This window comes from Marinobacter maroccanus, from assembly GCF_002933275.1.
Classification (GTDB): domain Bacteria; phylum Pseudomonadota; class Gammaproteobacteria; order Pseudomonadales; family Oleiphilaceae; genus Marinobacter; species Marinobacter maroccanus.
This window is the reverse complement of record NZ_PSSX01000013.1, coordinates 74,141-95,787: the sequence shown is the minus strand read 5'-3', so window position 1 is coordinate 95,787 and position 21,647 is coordinate 74,141. Positions and strand designations below refer to the sequence as shown.

Annotated in this window: 22 protein-coding genes and 1 pseudogene; 6 read left to right on the top strand and 17 right to left on the bottom strand. The window is 55.1% G+C overall.

Annotated elements, in window-relative coordinates; genetic code table 11:
* Positions 1-2 precede the first annotated feature (2 nt).
* Both KEHDKFFH_RS14250 and KEHDKFFH_RS20235 read right to left on the bottom strand, forming a co-directional pair.
* Positions 3-1,736 (bottom strand): ThiF family adenylyltransferase, encoded by a 1,734-nt coding sequence (locus tag KEHDKFFH_RS14250; protein WP_104322515.1) that lies wholly within the window; start codon positions 1,734-1,736, stop codon positions 3-5.
* A gap of 416 nt (positions 1,737-2,152) precedes the next feature.
* Positions 2,153-2,302, bottom strand: a complete 150-nt coding sequence (locus KEHDKFFH_RS20235; RefSeq protein ID WP_192875788.1) for a hypothetical protein — start codon at positions 2,300-2,302, stop codon at positions 2,153-2,155.
* 510 nt (positions 2,303-2,812) lie between these two features.
* On the opposite strand from KEHDKFFH_RS20235, the gene KEHDKFFH_RS20080 reads away from it, so the two are divergent.
* The gene (locus KEHDKFFH_RS20080; RefSeq protein ID WP_146084216.1) at positions 2,813-3,193 is read left to right on the top strand and encodes a hypothetical protein; all 381 of its coding nucleotides are present in this window, start codon (positions 2,813-2,815) and stop codon (positions 3,191-3,193) included.
* Here the strand turns inward: KEHDKFFH_RS20080 and merA are convergent.
* From merA to merT, 4 genes are read right to left on the bottom strand one after another with little or no spacing between them, the layout of a single operon-like run.
* Positions 3,153-4,559, bottom strand: coding sequence for a mercury(II) reductase (merA, locus tag KEHDKFFH_RS14245; RefSeq protein WP_104322514.1), 1,407 nt, complete (start codon positions 4,557-4,559; stop codon positions 3,153-3,155). The two genes, KEHDKFFH_RS20080 and merA, sit on opposite strands and share 41 nt — an antisense overlap.
* Entirely contained in the window at positions 4,549-4,809 is a 261-nt protein-coding gene (gene merF / locus KEHDKFFH_RS14240; RefSeq protein ID WP_104322513.1) for a mercury resistance system transport protein MerF, read from the bottom strand. Before merF ends, merA begins: the two co-directional genes overlap by 11 nt.
* Positions 4,806-5,108: a mercury resistance system periplasmic binding protein MerP gene (gene merP / locus KEHDKFFH_RS14235; protein ID WP_104322512.1), complete on the bottom strand. Its 303-nt coding sequence runs from the start codon at positions 5,106-5,108 to the stop codon at positions 4,806-4,808. The genes merF and merP overlap by 4 nt, the downstream gene beginning before the upstream one ends.
* Before the next feature lie 15 nt (positions 5,109-5,123).
* Positions 5,124-5,480, bottom strand: a complete 357-nt coding sequence (merT, locus tag KEHDKFFH_RS14230) for a mercuric ion transporter MerT (RefSeq protein ID WP_104322511.1) — start codon at positions 5,478-5,480, stop codon at positions 5,124-5,126.
* A gap of 73 nt (positions 5,481-5,553) precedes the next feature.
* Between merT and merR the strand changes: the two genes are divergently transcribed.
* On the top strand, positions 5,554-5,988 hold the full coding sequence (merR, locus tag KEHDKFFH_RS14225) for an Hg(II)-responsive transcriptional regulator (protein WP_104322510.1): 435 nt from the start codon (positions 5,554-5,556) through the stop codon (positions 5,986-5,988).
* 195 nt (positions 5,989-6,183) lie between these two features.
* Here the strand turns inward: merR and KEHDKFFH_RS14220 are convergent, their stop codons facing one another.
* From KEHDKFFH_RS14220 to KEHDKFFH_RS14180, 8 genes and pseudogenes are all read right to left on the bottom strand, one after another.
* Complete coding sequence (locus tag KEHDKFFH_RS14220; protein ID WP_104322509.1) at positions 6,184-6,906, bottom strand: cytochrome c biogenesis CcdA family protein; 723 nt, start codon at positions 6,904-6,906, stop codon at positions 6,184-6,186.
* A gap of 25 nt (positions 6,907-6,931) precedes the next feature.
* Positions 6,932-7,408, bottom strand: a complete 477-nt coding sequence (locus tag KEHDKFFH_RS14215) for a hypothetical protein (RefSeq protein ID WP_104322508.1) — start codon at positions 7,406-7,408, stop codon at positions 6,932-6,934.
* A 51-nt stretch (positions 7,409-7,459) separates the two neighbouring features.
* Entirely contained in the window at positions 7,460-7,864 is a 405-nt protein-coding gene (locus tag KEHDKFFH_RS14210; protein ID WP_241956514.1) for a c-type cytochrome, read from the bottom strand.
* A 43-nt stretch (positions 7,865-7,907) separates the two neighbouring features.
* Positions 7,908-8,762, bottom strand: coding sequence for a WD40/YVTN/BNR-like repeat-containing protein (locus KEHDKFFH_RS14205; RefSeq protein WP_104322506.1), 855 nt, complete (start codon positions 8,760-8,762; stop codon positions 7,908-7,910).
* 10 nt (positions 8,763-8,772) lie between these two features.
* Complete coding sequence (locus KEHDKFFH_RS14200; RefSeq protein ID WP_104322505.1) at positions 8,773-9,285, bottom strand: DUF411 domain-containing protein; 513 nt, start codon at positions 9,283-9,285, stop codon at positions 8,773-8,775.
* Positions 9,286-9,379: 94 nt separating this feature from the next.
* Positions 9,380-9,685 carry a hypothetical protein gene (locus KEHDKFFH_RS14195; protein WP_104322504.1) on the bottom strand — a complete coding sequence of 102 codons (306 nt, stop codon included), beginning with the start codon at positions 9,683-9,685 and terminating at the stop codon, positions 9,380-9,382.
* Between the two features lie 655 nt (positions 9,686-10,340).
* Positions 10,341-10,475, bottom strand: a pseudogene (locus tag KEHDKFFH_RS14185) (transposase domain-containing protein); the annotation flags it as partial.
* Positions 10,476-10,639: 164 nt separating this feature from the next.
* Positions 10,640-11,527, bottom strand: coding sequence for a LysR family transcriptional regulator (locus KEHDKFFH_RS14180; protein WP_104322503.1), 888 nt, complete (start codon positions 11,525-11,527; stop codon positions 10,640-10,642).
* A 133-nt stretch (positions 11,528-11,660) separates the two neighbouring features.
* Between KEHDKFFH_RS14180 and KEHDKFFH_RS14175 the strand changes: the two genes are divergently transcribed.
* The 4 genes from KEHDKFFH_RS14175 (at position 11,661) to KEHDKFFH_RS14160 (ending at position 17,764) form a co-directional block, all read left to right on the top strand.
* Positions 11,661-13,631, top strand: a complete 1,971-nt coding sequence (locus KEHDKFFH_RS14175) for an alkyl/aryl-sulfatase (protein WP_104322502.1) — start codon at positions 11,661-11,663, stop codon at positions 13,629-13,631.
* Positions 13,632-15,074, top strand: coding sequence for a coniferyl aldehyde dehydrogenase (locus tag KEHDKFFH_RS14170; protein WP_104322501.1), 1,443 nt, complete (start codon positions 13,632-13,634; stop codon positions 15,072-15,074).
* 75 nt (positions 15,075-15,149) lie between these two features.
* Positions 15,150-16,775 carry a GMC family oxidoreductase gene (locus KEHDKFFH_RS14165; RefSeq protein ID WP_104322500.1) on the top strand — a complete coding sequence of 542 codons (1,626 nt, stop codon included), beginning with the start codon at positions 15,150-15,152 and terminating at the stop codon, positions 16,773-16,775.
* 326 nt (positions 16,776-17,101) lie between these two features.
* Positions 17,102-17,764 carry an HAD family hydrolase gene (locus KEHDKFFH_RS14160; protein ID WP_104322499.1) on the top strand — a complete coding sequence of 221 codons (663 nt, stop codon included), beginning with the start codon at positions 17,102-17,104 and terminating at the stop codon, positions 17,762-17,764.
* A gap of 66 nt (positions 17,765-17,830) precedes the next feature.
* Here the strand turns inward: KEHDKFFH_RS14160 and KEHDKFFH_RS14155 are convergent, their stop codons facing one another.
* Genes KEHDKFFH_RS14155 through KEHDKFFH_RS14145 form a run of 3 tightly spaced genes read right to left on the bottom strand, consistent with a single transcriptional unit; the run spans position 17,831 to position 21,605 of the window.
* Positions 17,831-18,736: an EamA family transporter gene (locus KEHDKFFH_RS14155; protein WP_104322498.1), complete on the bottom strand. Its 906-nt coding sequence runs from the start codon at positions 18,734-18,736 to the stop codon at positions 17,831-17,833.
* 19 nt (positions 18,737-18,755) lie between these two features.
* Positions 18,756-20,516 (bottom strand): putative 2-aminoethylphosphonate ABC transporter permease subunit, encoded by a 1,761-nt coding sequence (locus KEHDKFFH_RS14150; RefSeq protein WP_241956513.1) that lies wholly within the window; start codon positions 20,514-20,516, stop codon positions 18,756-18,758.
* Positions 20,517-20,534: 18 nt separating this feature from the next.
* Positions 20,535-21,605, bottom strand: coding sequence for a putative 2-aminoethylphosphonate ABC transporter ATP-binding protein (locus KEHDKFFH_RS14145; RefSeq protein WP_104322497.1), 1,071 nt, complete (start codon positions 21,603-21,605; stop codon positions 20,535-20,537).
* Between the last annotated feature and the right edge of the window lie 42 nt (positions 21,606-21,647).

The window sequence follows — 21,647 nt, the reverse complement described above, 5'->3', positions numbered from 1 at the left end:
CTCTAGTTGCAGTCACAGCTCGGATGATAAGGCATAGTATACGGAGTGAATTCTGGCCCAATGTAGTCGCCCGTCTCACCTCTTAGATTCATGACCATGGCGTTCCAGTTGGGCGAGGGATACCCATTGTCATCCGGTGTCAGCAAGCCAATCGCCGCTCGCACCGTGTTCAATGCATAAATATCGGCATCAAATCCGTTCCCTGTGGTCGTGAGCTGGCTACATCCCCCGACTTGAAGGCCTCGATCCGCATCCCCGTTCGGCATCGGCAGGGACTCATCGTTATTGTGAGCCTCCAGACACGACCAGCATGGCCCCCCGGGCTGCATGATCCAGGTTTCCCCTCCCCACGACCCTGGTCGGGTAGTAACAGTCATCCAGGGCTTCCCTAACGAGAACAACAGATCATTCAGGTAGTAGCTGACGTTTTTTTCAGCGGCTGCATCAATGACAAGATCGGCTGCCTCGACAGCGGCAAGAAACTTCTTGTGATTATGACGTTCACCGGGGAACGGGACACCAAGCCGATACTGGATCGGATCTACCTGGACAAATAAATAGTTCTGTCGAATATAGTCTTGCAGGGCTTCGACTTTTGCTCTTCCTGCGTAGTCGGCCCCGAGGCCATAACGGATGATAGTGGCCAGCTCCACATAGTCTGGATCCACGATAGATAGTCGGCCGACACCCGCCCTAGCAAGCTGAAGTGCGATGGGGCTGCCGAGCATCCCCGCCCCCACGAGGCAAACATGCGTGTCTTCCAAGGCTTGTAGCTCGGGTGATCTCGCCCATCTAGTCTTCGTGTCGTATCGGGCCCCAAATACAAATTGACCTTGTTTATTAGACGATCCGCCCTTCTTTTTGCCTTTACCTCTACTGTGGTTAAAGACCGTTCTCAACTGAATTCCAAGCCAAGCATCCGCAAAAGTCCCCTGCTGTACTTCCTCCTGAAATAACGCAAGCAGAAGATCTTTCGAAGTTCGTTGCTGCCTCTCGAATGTATGCCACGTATGCCAGTCGATTTTTGCCGCCAGAGTGGAAAAATCCCTTTCATTCTTAGGAGCATTTTCTAACCCAATCTCCAAGCGCCTCCACTTCCCTCTCTGTATTGGGTAGCCTTTAAGGGATTGGATTAGTTTTTTAGAGGCCGTGATAGATTGGCCGTCCAGGGCATTGATGACTTTTGTGAGAGCGTAGCGTGATCCATTGCGGTCAGAGGCAAGGATGCTTGCCTCGAATGTACCGTGAGAGAAGTCTTCAGGGATCTCCATGTCCTCGATCAAAAGGAACGAGCCATTGTCTTTAGTAAAGTAGCCGGTCAATGGTTCGCCCTGCTCTACCTCCTGCTCCTTCGCGTATGGACCATGCGGGTCTTCGTGAATTTTCAGGATCTTAGGCAACATGGTGATAATCTCATCGCCCATCAAATGACTGGGCTGCCAACTTTGTCCCGCATTCAATAGGCACAGTTCACCAGTTGTCGGATTTTGATGTCGCCGTAGAAGCATCATGTTTGGATCAAGAAAGGCGAACGCCATGAAGAAAGGATACTCGGGAGGGAATTTGATCGAGACGGGAATCGGCTGGCCGTCCACAAACGGATAATCAATCACAATAGATCGATACCCAGCTTCCATTTCTTCAGCCGTGGAGGTGTCCACAGGACCAAGGCCATGGGCGCTCAGACACCTCATTTCATGGTCGAAGCGATCAGGCCAGCGTTCCCACCACTTCATGTTTAACCTACCTTTCTTCCCTTGCCGGGCGTAGGGGGATCTTTCGGCCCCTGCGGATCACCGGGATTCTCTGGCCGTCCGGGTGACTTATTTTGTCCAGGTGCGTCGTCTTTACCGCTCATAATTCCTCCTTGCTAGCTTTTACATTATTTACTATGCATCTTAAAGGCTAGATCAATATGTAGTTGTGCTCAATAATTTCGCGTCCATATATAGTGATTTGACTGCTTTTGAATACTACACCTTCCTAAAGACTTTCAGCATTTGAACTTGTGAGCGAACGCCTGTCGATGGACATTGCCATTAACCAAAAGAATCTGGAAATTACCTCCTGAATTGAATTGCTGGTTAACCTGGTTTGCCCCCCGTTTGACTTCATCTCAAGCTAACTGTATCAGGAGCAAACCATGTAAGAATCAATTTTTGCAGCCGTTTTTGCCGCAAGTGATCCTTTCATGCGATGAAACCCTGTGGCTTGGGTTGTCACGGGTATCGAAACCGCAACCAGTTTTACCGCCTTTGTTACCGCTGTGAACTTCACCTGTTGGTGTATGCTTGACAGCCATCTTGAAGTCTCCTCATGGGTAAGAACATTCTAGGATTCTGACCGATCAGTGTACATTTTCTGTACACGAAACCAGCCTACACCCTGACCTGAAACTGTTCAAGCATACAGGCTGTATAAATACACATATCACTTGAGCTTTGCGTTGCCCTGACAGTGCGTCCGGAACGAAAGAGACTTGCAACTGCCCACAAATTACTCCTTGTCTATGATTGGCAACAATCGCCCTGCCAGGGTTTTGGCAAAGCCATTGATTTGGGACAACCAGAAGCCGTCCTCAAAGTGAGGGTCTTGAATATTCGTCTTTGTTTAGGTATCGCCTGGGATGCGGGTCGATAGCAAGTATTTAATCAAACTGCTGACCTGTCCAGAATCGTTGAACCATTAGACTGGTTAGGTTCTAAACGAGTTGAAAACGAGTTCAAGTAGGTGAAGTATTAACAAAATCTGATGCATTCATCGTTTCATATGGTGTCGAATCAACTTGGACTGAAGGGATGCCACTCAATCCATGTTACTAAGACTGTGTGTTTTCACCCTGGTGATTATCGGGGCTGCTTGCAGCGTCCAATCGCAACCCGTGAACGCTCAAGAGAGCGAAGGCCTGACGGTTAATTTAACCAGCGAGGCCATTGAAGCTGCGGTTATCTCTGAGGGGGATATTTGGCTGAAACTTACACCAAGTGGAAGTAGCCAACTGGCTGCCACAGCAAAGGACAACCTGGGCAGTCAGGTAATGATCCACGTGCTCGGCCATGAGGCTCTTTCAATGATGGTCGTGCAAGATATGGCATCGGAACGATTGGTCATTAGGCACCCATCACCAGAGCTTAAAGCCGTGCTCACATCATTTATCCGGCACAGCAGGACAACTGTTTTACATCCTTGGTGAACGTTTGCGCACAGAGCTTGAGTCCTTCAACCATGGTCAGATAAGGGAACAAGTCATCGCCGATTTCCTGAACGGTCAAACCTGCTCGTAACGCCATCACTGCCGTTTGAATAATTTCACCACCTTCCGCTGCGACAACCTGCACCCCGAGCAAACGGCCTGTGCTGGGCTCTGCCACCATTTTAATAAATCCATGGGTGTCAAAGTTGACCAGTGCACGCGGCACGTTTGCCAAGTCGAGTAGTCGGGTGTCCACGCTATAGCCCTGTTTAAGAGCCTCAGCCTCGGTGAAACCAACAGTGGCGACCTGAGGATCGGTAAACATGACTCCCGGCATGGCACTGAGGTCGAGTTTGGCCTTGCCTTCCGTCATGTTGATGGCGGCCCGGCTGCCTCCGGCAGCGGCGACATAGACAAACTGCGGTTGGTTGGTGCAGTCTCCGGCAGCGTATATTTCGGGGACAGTGGTTTGCAGATGCTCATCCACCTGAATTGCGCCGTGTGAGGTTTCCACGCCAATGCTCGCCAGGTTCAGGGCCTCGGTATTAGGCGTTCGACCGGTCGCCACCAGCAGTTGGTCGGCTCGCAAGATGCCGGCAGGCGTCTCGACGATGAACTCGTTGTCGCTATAGTCCACGTTGCTGGGCAAGGTCTGGCGAAGCACCTCAATCCCTTCTCGTTTAAATGCTCCCGCTATGGCCTCGCTGATCGCTGGATCTTCACTGGACAACAAACGGCTCCGGGCCAAAACGGTAACCTTGCTGCCGAGTCTGGCGAACGCCTGAACCAATTCCAGGGCAACGAAACCGGCACCAATCACGATCAGCCGTTTGGGAACGGTATCCAGCGCTAAGGCACTGGTTGATGTCAGGTAAGGAGTGTCTGCCAGCCCCGTTATTGGCGGCTCTGCCGGTCTGGCTCCGGTTCCAATAAACGCGCGATCAAATTGAACCGGTTCTTCGCCGCCCTTAGCTAAGGTGACTAGCAGGCTATTTTTATCGACAAACCGGGCCTCACCGTTAACGACTGTGATGTCCTTGTGTTCTCGAAGTATCTTTTCGTACTTGGTGTCACGCAGCTCCTCCACTCGTGCCTGCTGTTGCTGAAGCAGTTTCGCTCGGTCTACCTCAGGAGCCGCAGCACTGATGCCCGCGTCAAACGGGCTTTCTTTTCGTAGGTGCGCGATATGTGCTGCACGAATCATAATCTTCGAGGGCACGCAGCCAACATTTACGCAGGTGCCGCCGACAGTTCCACGTTCAATCAGGGTGACGCGGGCACCGCGCTCTGTTGCCTTCAAGGCAGCCGCCATGGCGGCTCCGCCGCTACCGATTACCGCAATATGCAGTTTGTTGTCATTTTTCACTCGGGAAACTCCTTGGAGCTTTGGAATTGCTCTCGTAGCTGGCGTCATAGTGTTTTTTCCGCCAGAACGCATAGACCGTAAGGCCGATTAATACCGCCAGTGCCGGGAGAAGCACATAGTCGAGATAGCCCGTCAGAGCGGCCAGTCCCACGGTGGTCATCAGAATGACCAGAATCGGTGTGAAGCAGCATAGTGCAACCAGAATAGTCCCTGCTATGCCAACCCTGACCAGGTTCTTCGGATTCTTCATCGCCCCTCCGGGGTCGCCTCTGAAGCCGTGGGAGTGGAGGGGTAGCCAGCGTCGCTCGTGGCCTCGGTGAGTGCCTTTACGGAAGTGAGCGCATCGTCAAAGGTGACGACGGCTTCTCGATCTGGGTAGCTCACGGAAACTTGCGAGACCCCTTCCACCTTATTTAGAGCCAGCTTGACGGTGATCGGACACGCGGAACAGGTCATGCCAGGTACCTTAAGCGTCACTGTTTGAGACGCAGTCCAGGCGGGCAGGCTGAGCAACGCAAGAAACAAGGCAAGAACCAACCGTTTACGCATGAACAAGATCTCCTTTTAGTAGAATAGAGGCAAAACGTAGGGGAAAACTAAAGCGACCAGTATCAGTGCCGTAACTACCCAAAAGATCACTTTATAGGCCCTTCGCACTTGAGGAGTGGCACAGGTTTCTCCGGGCTCACACTGCTCCACAGGCCGATAAATTCGTCGCCAGGCGAAGAACATGGCGACGATGGCCGCGCCAATGAACAGCGGTCGATAGGGTTCCAAAGCTGTCAGGTTGCCGATCCAGACACCGGAAACCCCCAGCGTGATCAGTACCAGCGGCCCGAGGCAGCAGGCTGAGGCAAGAAGCGCCGCAATACCCCCGGCAGCGAGAGAAGCACTTCCAGATTTAGATTTGAATTTCGACATGACGCTGACACCTGTTACCCATGGACTCGATGCGATAAGGTTACTTCCGTAGTCAAGTACGGAGTCAAGCAGCATGTCGGTTAAAGCTAATGCAATGACTATTGGTGGCTTGGCCAGGGCGGCCAACGTAAATGTCGAGACGATCCGCTATTACCAGCGGCGAGGTCTGTTATCAGAACCCAAGCGGCCTCCGGGTGGCATTCGACACTACGGTTCTGCCGATATTGATCGGCTGACCTTTGTGAAAACGGCGCAGCAGCTGGGTTTCAGTCTCGACGAGATAAGCGACCTTCTTCGGCTGGAAGATGGCACCCACTGTGAAGAAGCCAGTGCGCTTGCCGAGCATAAGCTGAAGGATGTGCGTGAAAAGATCGAAAGGCTGGTAAAAATCGAGAAGGCTCTGAGTGAAATGGTCAGTCAATGCCACGCAAAGCCGGACAGCATCGCGTGCCCGCTCATTGCATCTCTGCATGAGGGAGGCATTGGCACAGGAAGCCCAAGGGGTTAGCTACTGAACCTATCCACCTTTTGAGAGCATATAAGGTTCTGGATTACAGGGATATCCCATCTACCACGTAATCCTGGACCCCGCCAGACTCGCTCAGCGCCCAGGGCCGGATAGGCTTTTTACACTCAGCTACCCTGGCTGAGTCAGGATAGCGTCCACTGAAACGATCCCCACGAATTAAAGAATTAGAGAGGATCAGCCAAGCCTTCCAAGAACTGGAAACGTCGACAACATCCATGACGCGAATAGAGTCATCTGACCGGTGAGCACCAACACGCCCATGACAACGAGTACCAAGCCTGCAAACGCTCTCAGCAGTCGACTCCAGCGACTGAACCCGCGCACTCGTTGGCGAAAGTGCTCAATGAATAGGGCAGTTCCCAGGAAGGGAAGAGCCAGCCCTAACGAATACGCAGCAAGATACAACATACCTGCCTCGGCATTGGCATGGGTGGAGCTGAGCGCCAATATAGCCCCGAGTATGGGACCTATACAGGGTGTCCAGCCGATGGCAAATGCTATCCCCAGAAGAAAGGCGGCAGTGGGACGTCCGCCTTCAAGTGACTGTCCAATGCGCCATTCGCGCTGCAACGCCGGCATGCTCCACCAACCCAGCATAAACAGACCCATTAGAACGATGAGCACGCCGGCCACCAGGTTGGCCTCTTCACGATAGGCCATCAACCATTGGCCTAAAGCACTTGCGCTTGCTCCCAGGGCAACAAAGATCAGACTGAACCCCATCACAAAACACAGGCTCAGCCAAAGGGCCTTCAACCGATTCGAAGTCTCGGTCAGGGCACCTCCGGTAACAACCGACAGGTAGCCGGGAACCAGAGGTAACGTGCAGGGTGAGAAAAACGACACGAGACCACCGGCAAACGCGGCGGCAGTTCCCCAAGTTGCAAGATCAGGCATTTAGCCCCCAAGTTTTGTAAGTCCGTCAAATTGCCCGGAAATCGAATTTGATGCCTTCACTGGACGTGCCGTTGTTTATGATGGCCCGTGCTCGCCATAGCATCTTGCCAGTACCACACTCCGGCAAGGTAATAGTTCCCTGGTAAACACCCGGGGCATTTGCTATCAGCTGGGTGCGAACCACGCCCATGTACATTTCAAGCCCTTCAAAATCCACGATCAGGGAGTCGGCCGTCATGTTGTCGAGACGCACGCGAATGGGGATTTCTGTCATCGATTCGATGGCTTCGTTACCCAGATCCACTGTGATGGTCTTATCGCCTTTTTGGCCGATACACTGACCTTGAAAAGGTGCGCATCCTTGCGTGGCGTAATAAGTGATACCGGTATCCAGATCAGGCTTAAAGTACTTCGGCAATACGAAGATTGCCGCAGCTACCGCACTGAAACTGGCGATACCAAATAACCATGACCACTTCTTGAAGTGCTGTTTCAATGACATCTTTGAGTTACCCGAGACCTAAAGTGACTGTTGTCTGTCATCCTTGAGAAATCAGGAAGGGTTTTCAGCCTGATTAGCATCCTGACTTTCACTCTGTTGGTAGCGCCGCTGGTCGTCCGTCCATAACGTTTTCAGGTACTCAATGACCGATTGAATTTCCTGGTCGGTGAGAATGTCCTTGAACGCTGGCATCGTCAGCCGGTTCGTTTTGTTGAAAGGATGCCGCCACCCCTCTGCGATCATCCTGAACAACATGGCATCGCTGTGACGCCAGGTATGTCCTGACTCATCGTGGGATGGTGGCGGCATTTCGCCTTTCTCATCCGGTTTGCTCCAGTCGGCAGTGGCTTCGCCCTGCCCTCCGTGGCAGGCGGCGCAGTATTGCTCATAGATCTGGCGGCCCTCGGTCACTTCGACCGGTATTCTTTCACTGGTTGTTGAACCAACCTTAGCCATCGCCAGCGCCGGGACAAGGACAAGGACCGCCGGGAAAAGGCACCTATTCATTAAGAGGCACCCATTTGCCAGAGACGTTCCGCGACAGCAGATCTCCGTTTTCAGTGCCCACCACGAGCCCTTCCGTGGATGAGAACGTCAGAGCGGTCACCGCCTGGGGTGTATCAAGGCCAGCCCAGGTTTCGCCACCGTCAGGACTGTGGTGAAGTTGTCCCTCAATCACGACGTAGACGTTTTCCGGTGCCGATGGGTCGTAATCAATGGCCGAGACAAGCCCTCGCAATTCCCCCGCATCGCCCCAGAAGCAAAAACAGTCCATCGAACGTGCAACGCCTCGGGTGGTGCCTGCGAACAGCCAGCCACTTTCCATGCTGCCGGGCATGTCCGAGTGCAGGAACGCCTGCACCGGCTCTCGGGGGCCACTGTCAACCTTCACCCATTCGGCACCGCCGTCCCTGGATCGGAGCATGCCAGCTTGGCTGTGATAGGCGTAGAGCGTGCCCGGCTCGGTTGCGTGTGCGGCAACGGCGGTGATTCCGAGATCTGGGAGGGTGTCGTTGAGGGATTGCCAACGCTCGCTGACATTGTCATAACGCCAGACACCTAAGCCAGGCCCCCCAATGTATAGCTGTCCGTCTGCGCCCTTAGTCAAAGAGCTAGGGCGGAACGCTGAAGCGGACTGGGGCAGTGGAATTGCGGTGGCACTATGACCGTCAAAGGCAAACAGCCCGCTGTTCCGAAGTACGAGTAGGACGCTTGAGGAGTTGGTCGTCATTGCCCTCACAGACTGGCCGCCATTCGCGGTCTCGGCTTGAAGCAGAGCAGGCATCACAGTGGCCAGCGTAAACAGCAAAAAACCTGACACGGCGGAGTTCAGGCGATAAGGAATCACTTTCATAGAGCTGACCTCAGTAATCCTTGTGTTCACGGAAAACACGTTGTTGGCCGTTGGTGTTGAAGGCGATGACCTGATAATCGTCCTTCCGGCCCGTTTCCATGCCGGGGGTACCATGGGGCATTCCGGGCACGGACAAGCCAACCGTGTTGAACTGCGGATCTGCGAGGTAGGCAAGGATGTCGTTGGCCGGCACATGTCCCTCAATCACGAAGTCACCAATCAGTGCGGTGTGGCAGGACGCCATATCGCGCGGCACCTCGTGCTGCTGCTTGATGGCATTAAGGTGGTCGGTTTCAACAATGCGGGTCTCAAAACCATTGGCCGCGAGGTGTTCGGCCCAGGACTGGCAGCAACCGCAATTGGGGCTCTTGTAGATGGTGATGGCTTGATCTATCTCTTTACTGGTGGTTAAAGCAGCTGATGTCTGAGCCGATTGGTCGGCCTGGATAGCCAATGTGGTGGCTCCAGCGCTGACAACGATAGCGGCTACACCCGCATACAGAGCGAGCTTCTTGGTCTTCATGAAAAATCCTCGAAACGAATCATTTTTGAGCAAGGTCAAGCCCGGGGTGTGGATCCCCGGGCCAGAGCTTCCGTTAGAAATGGTGCCCAAATGGCTATTTGGCGGTGGTACCTTTGTCTTTCGTACCATCGTGCATGCCGTCGTCACCATGAGCCTGCATCATTTTCATGCACGCCTCAGTCAGGGCTTTGCGGTCTTCGGGGGGCATATCGGACATCATGTTCATCATCCCCATCATGCCGCCCATACCCTCCATGCCGTGCGAGGACATCATGCCATTATGCTCGGAATGACCGGCCATCATGCCTTCGCCTTCGCCATGGGCAAAGGCAGAGAATAAGGCGACGCTACTGGCCAGAACGGCTGCGGTTACGGCGAGATTGAGTTTTGAATTACGCATGTGATTCACTCCAAGTAAAGCCCCGTTACGGATGAACCGAAGTACGAGACTTTGTTGCAAGAACTAACGTTAGTGAGCTTGCCGCGATGGGCAAAAACTCCGGTTAAGACTCAGGAGTGATGTTCTGGAGGGGGTGTAATGGAGGCCAGGAAGGGGTCCTGATAGAGGGCCGCCTGTGCGGCTAAAATCGGCTGGGAGCCAGTATCGGTAAAACCTGTGAAGTTCCCCGGCAATAGGACAAAGCTGACACTGACGCCGCATTTGACCAGCCCAGAGGCAGTTTGGCAGGCCCTTTCAGGGGCAGAAACGCAATCCGTTGCTGTGTCTGAGGAGGAAACAGTGCTTTCGGCCTGATCCATCATCATGGAGCCGCAATCCGCCATCGCAGACTCCGCCTGGCCGGCTGCTACTTTGGACAAAGCAAACGCCGGCCCACTGATCACCAAAAGCAGTGTCAGTAATACAACAATGATGGGGCGGTTCTTTGCGGACATCTTGCTTTCAAGCACCAAGCTGTGACGTTGGGAAGCTACGACATACGATCTACCGATCAGTTCCCTAAAGCCTACCACCATTTCGTTCCATTGTAAGCGCCCACAGTTGAGAGTTTTCCTAGGTACCCCATAACTCTCTGCGTTAAAAACGTATTTGACCATCACACCGTATCGAGTAGCGCCGGCTTCCAGTTGTGGGGCAATAGCTCGTCGAGGGCGTTGTTCTTCTGCGTCGGAAGGCGGGTTAGCACATCTCTCAGATAGGTATAAGAGGCATGCCCGTTCAGCTTCGCCGATGTACTCCAAGGGCTTGGCCGCCAGTTCGCTCTTGTTGAGATCTAGAGAAGGCTGCGAGGGTCGCAAAGCGAACATTCAGATCGACCACAAAGCGCATCTTTAAAGCTCATTTGCGAAGGCGTGTTTGAAAATATCTGTATTCATTGACAACCACGCCTCGCGTTCAAGCCTCATCGCGAATGATCGAGCGAAAGGCCGTTGCGGCTGGGGAAAGCGGGCGGCCATTGCGTTGCACCACACCATAGCGGGTGCGTAACGCCTCGACCCCTTTGACGTTCAGCGTGGCCACTTGTCTGCTGGTTAAAGCGGAGGCCACGACCCCTTTTGGCGCAATGCTGATCGCTCGGCTGCCAGCCACAATAGAGACGAGCATGGCTACGTTGTCGCACTCAATTCGCTTTTGAAGACCTCCTTGTGGGGCGCTCATTGTCTGGAACTGGCGCTCCATGTCTTCAGGTAACCGAGTCATGGCCATGGGGTAGTCAAGCAAATCAACCCATTCCAATTCATCCCTCTGCGTCAGAGGATGACCCTCCTGACAGAACACCACCACCTCAGGTTGAGGCAGATGGGTGATCTCAAGATCGGGATCGCCTGACAGGGCTCCGGTGTCGGCCACGAACAGCTCCAGTTCATGATCCAGCAATGCAAGGCGCAACCCCTGCCAGTTATCCGTGCGGATGTTCAGACGAATACTTGGATAACGTTCCACGAATCTGGCAGAAACCCGGTCCAATAATGACAGCGCGGGATATGGACCTGTACCAATACTGAGTTCCCCGGTCTCGAGATCATCAATTGCCTCGACTTCCTGACGTAATGACTCTGCCGCCGCCAGCAGGCCACGGACATGTGGCAAGGCTGCCCGGCCGTGAGCCGTCAGGATCGCGCCAAAGCGTCCGCGCTCGAACAGCGTGGCGCCGAGTTGGTGCTCAAGCTGCTTGATACTGCGGCTCAGCGCCGGCTGAGACAGGTGCACTATCTCGCAGGCGCGAGCAAAGCTGCCGGAGTCGACCAGTGCCAGGAAGTGTCGAATGTGTCGTGTATCCATCTCACCATTCATGCGCAATACGCATGGATTGTCAATAAAGAATGCATTTGAGTACTTCCTCGCGACGGCTCAGACTGTACTTCACAGGTAGTGAACCCCTGAACAACACACAACGACATTCCAGAGGTCCCGCATGCGATCCGCTATTCAGAAACTTGCGGTCAGCGCTTTCAGCGTAGCGCTAATTTTTCCCGTTTTGGCCCACGCTGACACTCCCAAACCGGCAAGCGACGTGACAGCGCAAGCCAATCAGGCGGTGCTCGATGAACTACCGTTTGCGGATACGCAGTCGTTTGACGATGCTCGGCGGGGTTTTGTGGGGTCCCTGCCGGACGGCAAAGTGCTGGACGATAATCGACATGTTGCCTGGGACATGTCGCCCTATACTTTCCTGGAAAAGGACGAGGCTCCCGACTCCGTCAATCCAAGCCTCTGGCGCATGGCACAACTCAATAACATGCACGGGCTGTTTGAGGTAGTCGAAGGCATGTACCAGGTCCGCAATATGGACCTGTCCAACATGACCATCATCGAGGGTGACAGCGGATTGATCATCATCGATCCCCTTCTTACTCCTGCCACGGCCCGGGCCAGTCTCGAACTTTACTACCAGCACCGGCCCGAGAAACCGGTCGTGGCCGTGCTCTATACCCATAATCACGCCGATCATTTTGGCGGCGTAAAAGGTGTGATCAGTGAGGAGGATGTGCGTGCCGGTAAGGTGCGGGTTTATGCACCGGAAGGTTTTATGGAACACGCAATCGCAGAGAACGTCGTCGCCGGCAACGCCATGACCCGGCGGGCTACCTACCAGTTTGGTGCCAGCCTGCCTCCGGGAGCTCGCGGACACGTTGACACCGGTCTAGGCAAGGCTCTGGGCAGTGGTCCGTTGAGCCTGATTGCGCCGACAGATACGGTTCCGGATAACGCTAACCTGACCATTGACGGCATTGAGATCGAATTCCAGATGGCTCACGGCACTGAAGCCGAGTCGGAAATGATGATGTACTTTCCGCAGTTCAGGGTTCTGAATACCGCGGAGATTACCAGCCAGCATTTGCACAATATCTACACTATCCGCGGCGCCGGCATCCGCGATGCCAGCGCATGGTCCAAATTTATCGACAAGGCGATGGTGCGCTTCGCCGATCGCGCGGAGATCCTGGTGGCCCAGCACCACTGGCCGATCTGGGAAAGGGAAGAAATCAAGCACTTCCTGGCCGTGCAGCGAGACCTGTACAAGCACATCCACGATCAGACCGTGCGCATGATGAACCAGGGCATGCTGCCAGGTGATATCGCTGAAAACCTGCAGCTACCAGAGAGCCTGAGCCAGGAATGGTCGGCTCGCGGCTACTATGGAACGGTGCGCCACAATTCCCGAGGTGTTTACCAGCGGTATATGGGCTGGTACGACGGTAACCCCGCTAATCTCAATCCGTTGCCGCCACGGGAAGAGGCAGGACGGGCGATTGATTACATGGGTGGAGAGGAAGAAGTCCTGCGGAAGGCGCGCAAGGACTTTGAAGCTGGCGACTATCGCTGGGTCGCCTCGGTGATGCGCCAGTTGATCTACGCGAACCCCGACAACCAGGCAGCCCGGGAACTGGCAGCGGACGCCCTTGAGCAACTGGGTTACCAGGCTGAGGCCGGTACATGGCGGAGCGCCTATCTGGTCGGCGCCCATGAATTGCGCAACGGCGTCGAGACTCCCAAACACGTCGGTTTGCAGCCGGATCTTATGCAGGCGCTGGAAACCAGCATGTTCTTCGATGCCATGGCGGTGAGGCTGAACCCGAGCAAAGCTGCTGGGAAGCATCTGGTGATTAACTGGTCGGTGACGGACCAGGAAGAGGACTATCGCCTGAATCTCCAGAACGCCACACTGACCTATCGCGCCGGAGAGCTGGACGACGAGGCCCACGCCAGTGTGCGCATGACCCGCGAAGTACTCGACAGCATTCTGCTGGAGACAACCACCTTTCCGGCGGCTGTGCAGGCAGGTCAGATTCAGATCGACGGATCCACGGAAGCCTTCTTTGACCTATTGCAGATGTTTGAAGAGCCGTCTGCCGACTTTCCTATTATCGAGCCGGTGAACTGAATGAACGCGAAAACACCGACCCCGCGCGAGCATACTGTTCGTACGTTGACGCAGAGTTTTGAGAGCCAGCGTCGCGCCTATCTGAACGACCCGGTACCGGGCCTTGCAGCCCGGATTCAGCACCTGCGGGCTCTGTCCCGTCTGGTGCAGGACCATCAGGACGCCATTATCAAGGCCATCAGCGATGACTTCGGTAACCGGTCGTCCACGGAAACGCTTTTCTGCGAGATCTTTCTGGTACTTGACGGCATCAAGGATACCATCAAGCACCTCAAACGCTGGATGAAGCCCCAGCGTCGCCACGTCAAACAGATGCTGTATCCCGGGTCGAAGAATAAGGTCATCCCACAGCCGCTGGGCGTCGTTGGCGTGATTGTGCCCTGGAACTTTCCGGCCAACCTGACCTTTGCGCCCCTCACCTCCATTTTCGCCGCCGGTAATCGGGCCGTGGTTAAGCTGTCCGACCGATCCGGTCACTTTGTCCGACTGCTCAAACGGGTGGCGGGCGATTACTTCCCACCGGAAAAACTGGTTTTCGTTGAGGATGAGCACGAAATCGGGCCGGACTTTTCGGCGCTGCCCTTTGATTACCTGTTGTTTACCGGATCAGGGCAAACCGGTCGGGCGGTGATGACTAGTGCCGCCGCCAATCTGACGCCGGTGACCCTGGAATTGGGCGGTAAGTCGCCGGCTATTGTGGCAGAGGACTTCCCGATCGAAATCGCAGCAGAGCGGCTGATGTACTGGAAGCTGCTGAATGCCGGTCAGATCTGTACCAGTGTCGACTACCTATTCCTGCCGGAAGCCCGGGTAAGTGCATTCGTCGACAAGGCAAAACAATTAGTCAATCAGCGTTACCCGGATCTTCAGAGCAATGATTACACCTCAATCATCGATGAACGCTCCTATCAGCGCCTGTGGGCCACCGTCGAGGATGCACGAGAAAAAGGAGCAACGGTGATTAACATGTCTGAGGGCGGTGAGGGTGATGGCTCACTACGGAAGTTCCCACCCCATATTCTGCTCAACGTCACCGACGACATGCTGGTGATGCAGAGGGAGATCTTCGGGCCATTATTGCCGATCAAAGCCTACCGGGAGCGGGAAGAGGTGGTGGAGTATATTAATGGACGAGACCGCCCCCTCGCCCTTTATCCCTTTACCAAAAATACGCAGACACGGGATTACTACATTGACCGGATCATTTCCGGCGGGGTTTCAGTGAATAACTGCATTCTCCATGTGGCCCAGCACGATATGCCATTTGGCGGGGTGGGTGCCAGTGGCATGGGCCATTATCACGGCTACGAGGGATTCACGACCTTCTCCAAACTCAGGCCGGTGTTCCAGCAGGGGTTCTTTGATGGTTTGAAGCCGTTGATGCCCCCCTATACGACGACAACATCGAAGATCCTGAATTTCATGATCAGGCTCGCGAAATAGCCAGTGGTATTAACGCAAGCTACGTCCCAAAACGCAGCCAGGCCTTCAATAAGCGGAGCCGTTTGAGGTGCAACGATGAATGAACAATATGACTACATTGTGGTTGGTGCCGGCTCGGCCGGAAGCGTACTGGCCAATCGACTGTCAGCAAATGGCCGATATTCTGTGTGCGTATTGGAAGCAGGTCCGGGCGGAGATTCGGTCACTGTCCGGACGCCCGGCGCCTTTGCAGCCCATATGTTCTTCACGAAATATAACTGGGCATTCAACGCCAAGCCTGACCAGAGATTGCGTGGTGGCCAGCCCCTTTTTACTCCAAGGGGAAGAGGGCTGGGTGGCAGTTCTGCCATTAACGGCATGCTCTATGTGCGTGGTCAGAAAGAGGATTACGACGGGTGGGAAGCCCTCGGCAACAAAGGCTGGGGCTATCAGGACCTATTGCCGTATTTCAAAAAATCGGAACATCACGAAAAGCTAGCCGACGACCCCTTTCACGGCCAAGGTGGCAATCTCCATATCAGCGCGCCTGAGACGGCTGAGTACCCGATGTCTGAAACGTTCGTTAAAGCGGCCGTCCAAGCTGGTTTTCCTTACAGCAACGATTTCAACGGCGCCAACCAGGAGGGCGTTGGGTATTATCATTTGAATATCAAAAACGGCCGTCGCTTCGGTGCCGCCGATGGGTACCTCAAGCCGGCCATGAATCGCACCAATCTGACAGTGCTGACGGGAGCACAGGTGAAAAAAGTGGTTCTCGACGGCACTCGGGCGGTGGCCGTAGCGCTGCGGTACAACGACAAAGACCTTGAGCTGAAAGCTAACCGGGAAATCATCCTGAGTGGTGGTGCCATCAATTCACCACAGCTGCTTCAGCTGTCTGGCATTGGAGGCCGCGAGGCACTTGAAAAGGTAGGGATTCGTTGTCTGCATGACTTACCGGGCGTAGGCCGGAACCTTCAGGAGCACGTGGACGCCTGTGTGCTGGTATCGAGCAAAAAGAATGATGGTTTCACCGCCTCGGTCGGCGGCATGCTGAAGATGCTGCCGGACACGATCAGGTACATCGCCAAAAAAGAGGGCAAGCTGGCCAAATCCGTTACCGAGGCCGGTGGTTTTATCCGGTCGAATGACAGCGTTGATCGCCCGGACGTTCAGCTCCACATGCTGCCGTTGCTGTTCGACGATAGCGGTCGTGATTTGAAACTCATGTCCAATCCGGGTTATTCGGTGCATGTCTGCGTGCTTCGGCCCAAGAGCACTGGCACCGTCACCATCACATCGCCCGACCCCTTTACTGTCCCTGAGATTGACTACAACTTCTTCGCCGACCCTGATGACTGCAAAGTGATGTTGGACGGTATTCGCCAGGCGCGCCGCATTCTGGGGGCGAAGGCGTTTGAAGATTACCGGGGTGATGAAATCCACCCGGGCGCAGATTGTCAGTCAGATGAGCAAATCATTGAAAAAGTGAGGGAGAAAGTGGGTCTCGTCTACCACCCGGTGGGCACCTGCAAAATGGGTATTGACGAAATGGCAGTGGTCGACCCGCAGCTCAGGGTTCATGGCCTGGAAGGTTTGCGGGTGGTGGACTCTTCCATCATGCCAAGGCTGACCAGTGGCAATACGAATGCGCCCACAATTGCCATCGCTGAAAAGGCCGCTGACATGATTCTTGAGGACGGCGTTGAGAACACGATGTGAAAAGGGCGCCCACTATGAAAACCGCAATGGCAACTTTTAGTCTGGGCGCGATCGCAATTTGGCGTGGCTTGAATACATAGAACATTTCATCAGCTGGAGCACACTCAGCCTTGCCTAATGGCCAACCTCGGTGAGGAAAAGGTTCGCTTTTGTTTAGCTGAGATCCTTGAGTCGCCTTGGTCGCAAAGCGGACATTCAGGCTGATAGACCAACACTTCCACTTGGAAAAGTTCAGCCTATTTTTCGGAATGAGTTTTGGACCCTATCCCGTAACAAACTCGTAACAGGCTTGAAGCACAATCTGGTGTATACCAAAGGAGTGCTACATGCTTGCGATTTTCGACCTAGATGAAACCCTGATTCGCGGAGACAGTTCACAGCTGTTCACTGAATTTCTCCGCACTGAAGCCATTGATGCCGCCCCCGATTCCGAGGCAAGGGATAGGGCGTTCATGAGTGCCTATACCAACGGCGATCTGGATCTCCAGGACTACATGGAATACAGCCTGGCTCCTATTCGGGGTTGGCAGAGGAGCCAGGTGGAAGCGCTGATTGATCGGTTCGTTAGGGCAGTGATTCCTCCCCGAGTGCTAACAACTGGCCGGGAACGTGTAGCTTGGCACAAGACCCAAGGGCACGATGTACTCGTTATCTCCGCAACGGGCGAGCATCTGGTCTCGCCCATCGCCCGACACCTCGGCATCAATGACGATATAGGCGTGCAGGTCGAATGGCAGGACGACACCCTCAAAGGCACCATCGGAACCCGACGCCCTTTCAGGGAAGGCAAAGTGGCTGCCTTTAAAGAGTGGGTCTCGGCGCGACGCGCCGTCCCGGAGAAAGTCTGGTTCTACTCAGACTCCCACAACGACCTTCCCCTTTTGAGATCTGTGGACTATCCCGTTGCCGTGAATCCGGATCCCATTCTGGAGCGCTACGCAAGGCGAAAAGGCTGGCGTGTACTCATTGACGAGGTGGCCCGGGCATGACCCTTCGCCACCTCAACCTCGCAAGAGCGAAACTTTGCCTCTTCTGCACGGAGTCAAGACGAACCATCACCCCAGAACCACCAGCAGCAAGCCCGCAAGAATGGTCAGCACGCCGAGTAATTTGGGCGCGTGCAGAGGTTCTTCAAGGAAATACCAGCCCAGTGCAACGCCGATAGGAATGCTGACTTGCCTGAAGGCTACCACGTAGCTGACGTCATCCGCATAGGCCATAGCCCAAACCACCAGCGCGTACGTTCCAAGAATCAGTACTCCCGCCGCCATCGTACTGCGCCAGTTAGAGATCAGTACCCATAAAAGCCGTCGTTCGGCTGCCTGCAAACTCAGACCAAGACTCAGCCATATCAGAGCCGACCAGGCCTGGAGGATGACAAAAACAAACGCCACCTCCCCATCCAACGCGATGCCATCAAGTAGCTCTCGCATCTGATTCGTGGCGTTATCGTCAATGAGCGAGTATCCGGCGGTACTGGCAGCAGCGAGAAGGGCGAACAGGGTGGCGAGGTTGCGGTAGTTAGTTAGACGGAAGTCCCGGAACCGGTGCATTGGCAAGATGATGCACCCCGCCACAATCAGAACGATACCGGCAACGGCCGCAACCGTGATGGTTTCAGCCGTGCCCAGGAAAAGAGTGCCGACCAACAGGATCAACAGGGGCGAGGAGCGCGCCAGGGGGTATACCACCGACAGTTCGCCATGGCGGTAGGCCGCAGCCAAGCAGCTGAGATAGGTCGCCTGGAAAAAACCGGTGGCAACCACCAACCACCAAATGCCCGAATCCAGTTCGCGCAACAGGGAGCGGTAATAAACCAGCACTGGCAAGGTCAGGAGCGCGCCCCACAGGGTGCTGTACCAAAAGAACGCGCCGCTGGGGCTGACTTTCTTGCCAAAAAGGTTCCAACCCGCATGGGCGAGCGCGGACACCAGAACAATAACAATCGCCGTAGAGGTCATAAGGTTTCAGGCTGTCGGCTCACTCCGTGCCCTGCCGCCACACCCTGGTTGAACGATCCACCCAGAAGCGCAGCAACCCCTGGATGAGCTTCGCCGTTGCACAGGTTACTGTGATCAGGATGGCCATTGCAGCCGCAGGGGCGATGTCACCGGCCTCGTCCATGTTCAGCACCGCCACCGACGCCAGCTGGGAGTCGTGGCCATAAAGAAACACAACCGCTGATACGGTGGTCATTGCGTTCACGAAAAGGTAAAGGGCAACATCCAGGATCGCAGGTAAACACAGGGGCAACGTGACTGTGAACAGCACTCGCCACCGAGAAGCATTGAGCGATTCCCCTACTGCCTCAAACTCCTGATCCAGTTGCTTCAGCGCCGTGACGGCCGTGAGATGGGAAACCGCGTAGAAATGGGTGACGGTACAAAGGATCAGGATGAACAAAGTACCGTAAATTCCGTTGATAGGGTTCTCCGGATGATTGAAGAAAAAAATGTAGGACAACCCCAGTACTAGACCTGGGACCGCCAGGGGCAGCAGCGAGAGAAACTGGAACACGCCTGTCAGCAGCTTCGGCTGCGGCGTCCGCTCCATCAGCCAGGCGTTGAAGAAAACCAGTACAGTTCCGAGTACCATGGTGCCCAGTGCCATCTGCAGGCTGTTGGTGTAAGCCCCCCAACCACCGCCATCCATACGGCCGAATTGGTAGTTGTTCAGGCTAAGGTCGAGGTTGTAGGGCCAGAAGGTAACGAATGATGCGTAGATAGCCATGCCGATGATGGCGAAGATGAACACCACGGTCGGTGTCAGCATCAGTGCTCCCAAGGCGTCTCGCTTGCGATCCTGGCGGGGCCTGTAGGGCACGGATCTGGCCGTAAAGCTTGCAGATTGTTTGCGCTGCACATAGCGGTCGGCGATGAACGCCAGCATGGCCGGCAACAGCAACAGCACGCTGACCACCGCGCCCATCTCAAATTTCTGCTGCCCGATCACCTGCTTGTAGATATCCGTGGCGAGTACATCGAACTGCCCTCCAATGACCTTGGGTACGCCGAAATCCGTAATCACTAGCGTAAACACAACAAACCCGGCACTTACCAGCCCATAGCGGGCACCGGGCACCGTTACTGTCCAGAAGGTTCGCCACGGGCTGGCCTTCAAGGCGGTAGCGGCTTCGTAATGGCGCCCATCGGCGTTGTCCATCGCCGTTAGCAAGATCATCAAGGCGTGGGGAAAGGTCCAGAAGCAGGAACCCATGATGATGCCAATGGGCCCATAGATTTCAGCGCCGAACAGCCAGCTTTTTAGTACGCCCTGGTTGCCGAACAGGTACACCAGGCTGATCGCTGGCAACAGCGACGGCGCCAGGATCGGTAATACCAAGACACCACGAATCCAGCCGGTGATTGGCAAACGCGTGCGGGTCAGCGCCCAGGCCGCCATGAAGGCCAGCGAAACCACAATGACGGTGCTGAGCCCGGCCACCCACAGGGAATTGAAGAACGCAGATTCGATGCCGCCGGTACTCAGGTAGTGGGCAAAGTTTTCCAGCCCGACAAAGTCACCGGCTTTGCTCTCGACGCTCTTTGAAAGCAGTGTGTATAGGGGCGCTAGCACCAGCAGGGTCAGAACCCCGCAACCGGTTACCAGAAGCAGTGCAAACACCCAACGGCCGGCAAGCCTCCGGCGTAATTCTGCCAAGGCTGGCCAGTTGCGTGTGGTCGGTGTCGAAAGCGCGGGAGAATCAATCATGGAGAACTTACCAGGGTCAGACTCAGACATTTGGAGCTCCGCAGCCCGTCATGCGGCGAAGCAATGCAGGGCGTCGGAAGGCAGGTTGAGGCAGACGCAGCCGCCAACGCGAAGATCAAGCCGACGCGCGGAACGTGGGTCCACATCCACCACCAAGTCCAGCTCAATATCACTCAAGCGAATGTGGGTGCGGATGAAAGCGCCCAGATAATCCAGGGCCTGGACCTCCCCTTCCCATTCACCATCGCCACTGGGTAACAGGTGAACATCCTCTGGCCGGATCGCCAGTTGGATACATCCCTCGGCTCTGGGCAACGGCCGAACCAGGTCCAGCTCGCGATTCCCGACCTTTACCCGTTGTCCATTAAGTGGGGCGCTGTCGATAAAGTTCATGGCACCGATGAAGGAAGCAACAAACGCCGACGCGGGTTGCTGGTAGATGTCCAGCGGCGTTCCCACCTGTTCGATAACGCCGTTGTTCATAACCACCACTCGATCGGCCATCGCCAGGGCTTCTTCCTGGTCGTGGGTGACCATGACGGTGGTGACACCCAGTTGCTTCTGGAGGCTACGGATTTCGCCACGCAGATGTTGGCGCACTTTGGCATCCAGCGCCGACAGCGGCTCGTCGAGTAGCAGCAGGCCTGGTGACGGCGCCAGGGCGCGGGCAAGGGCAACCCGTTGCTGTTGGCCACCGGATAACTGCGCGGGGTATTTGCTGGCCTGGTCTTCAAGCCCGACAAGGGCCAGTAGTTCGTCTACCCGGCTGTGAATCTGGGCCTTGGGCATGCCAATACTGCGTAATCCGTAGGCAATGTTGTCGATGACGGTCATGTTCGGGAACAGGGCGTAGGACTGGAACACAATGCCAAAATCCCGTTCCCTGGGCGGCTTCAGGGAGATGTCCGTCTCGCCCTGGTGGAGCAACCCTCCACTCTGGTGCTCAAGCCCCGCGATGATGCGAAGCAGGGTGGTCTTTCCACATCCGGATGGCCCGAGGAAACACACCAGCTCACCGGGTTCGATGGTGAGATTGATATCCTTCAGCGCGCAAAAATCGCCAAAGAGCTTGTTGACGCCCTGGATTTCCAGGCGGCTTCCCTGGGTTTTCTGGTTCATGGTACCCCCTACTCTTCAATAATCTGGCGCGGCGCCCAAAAC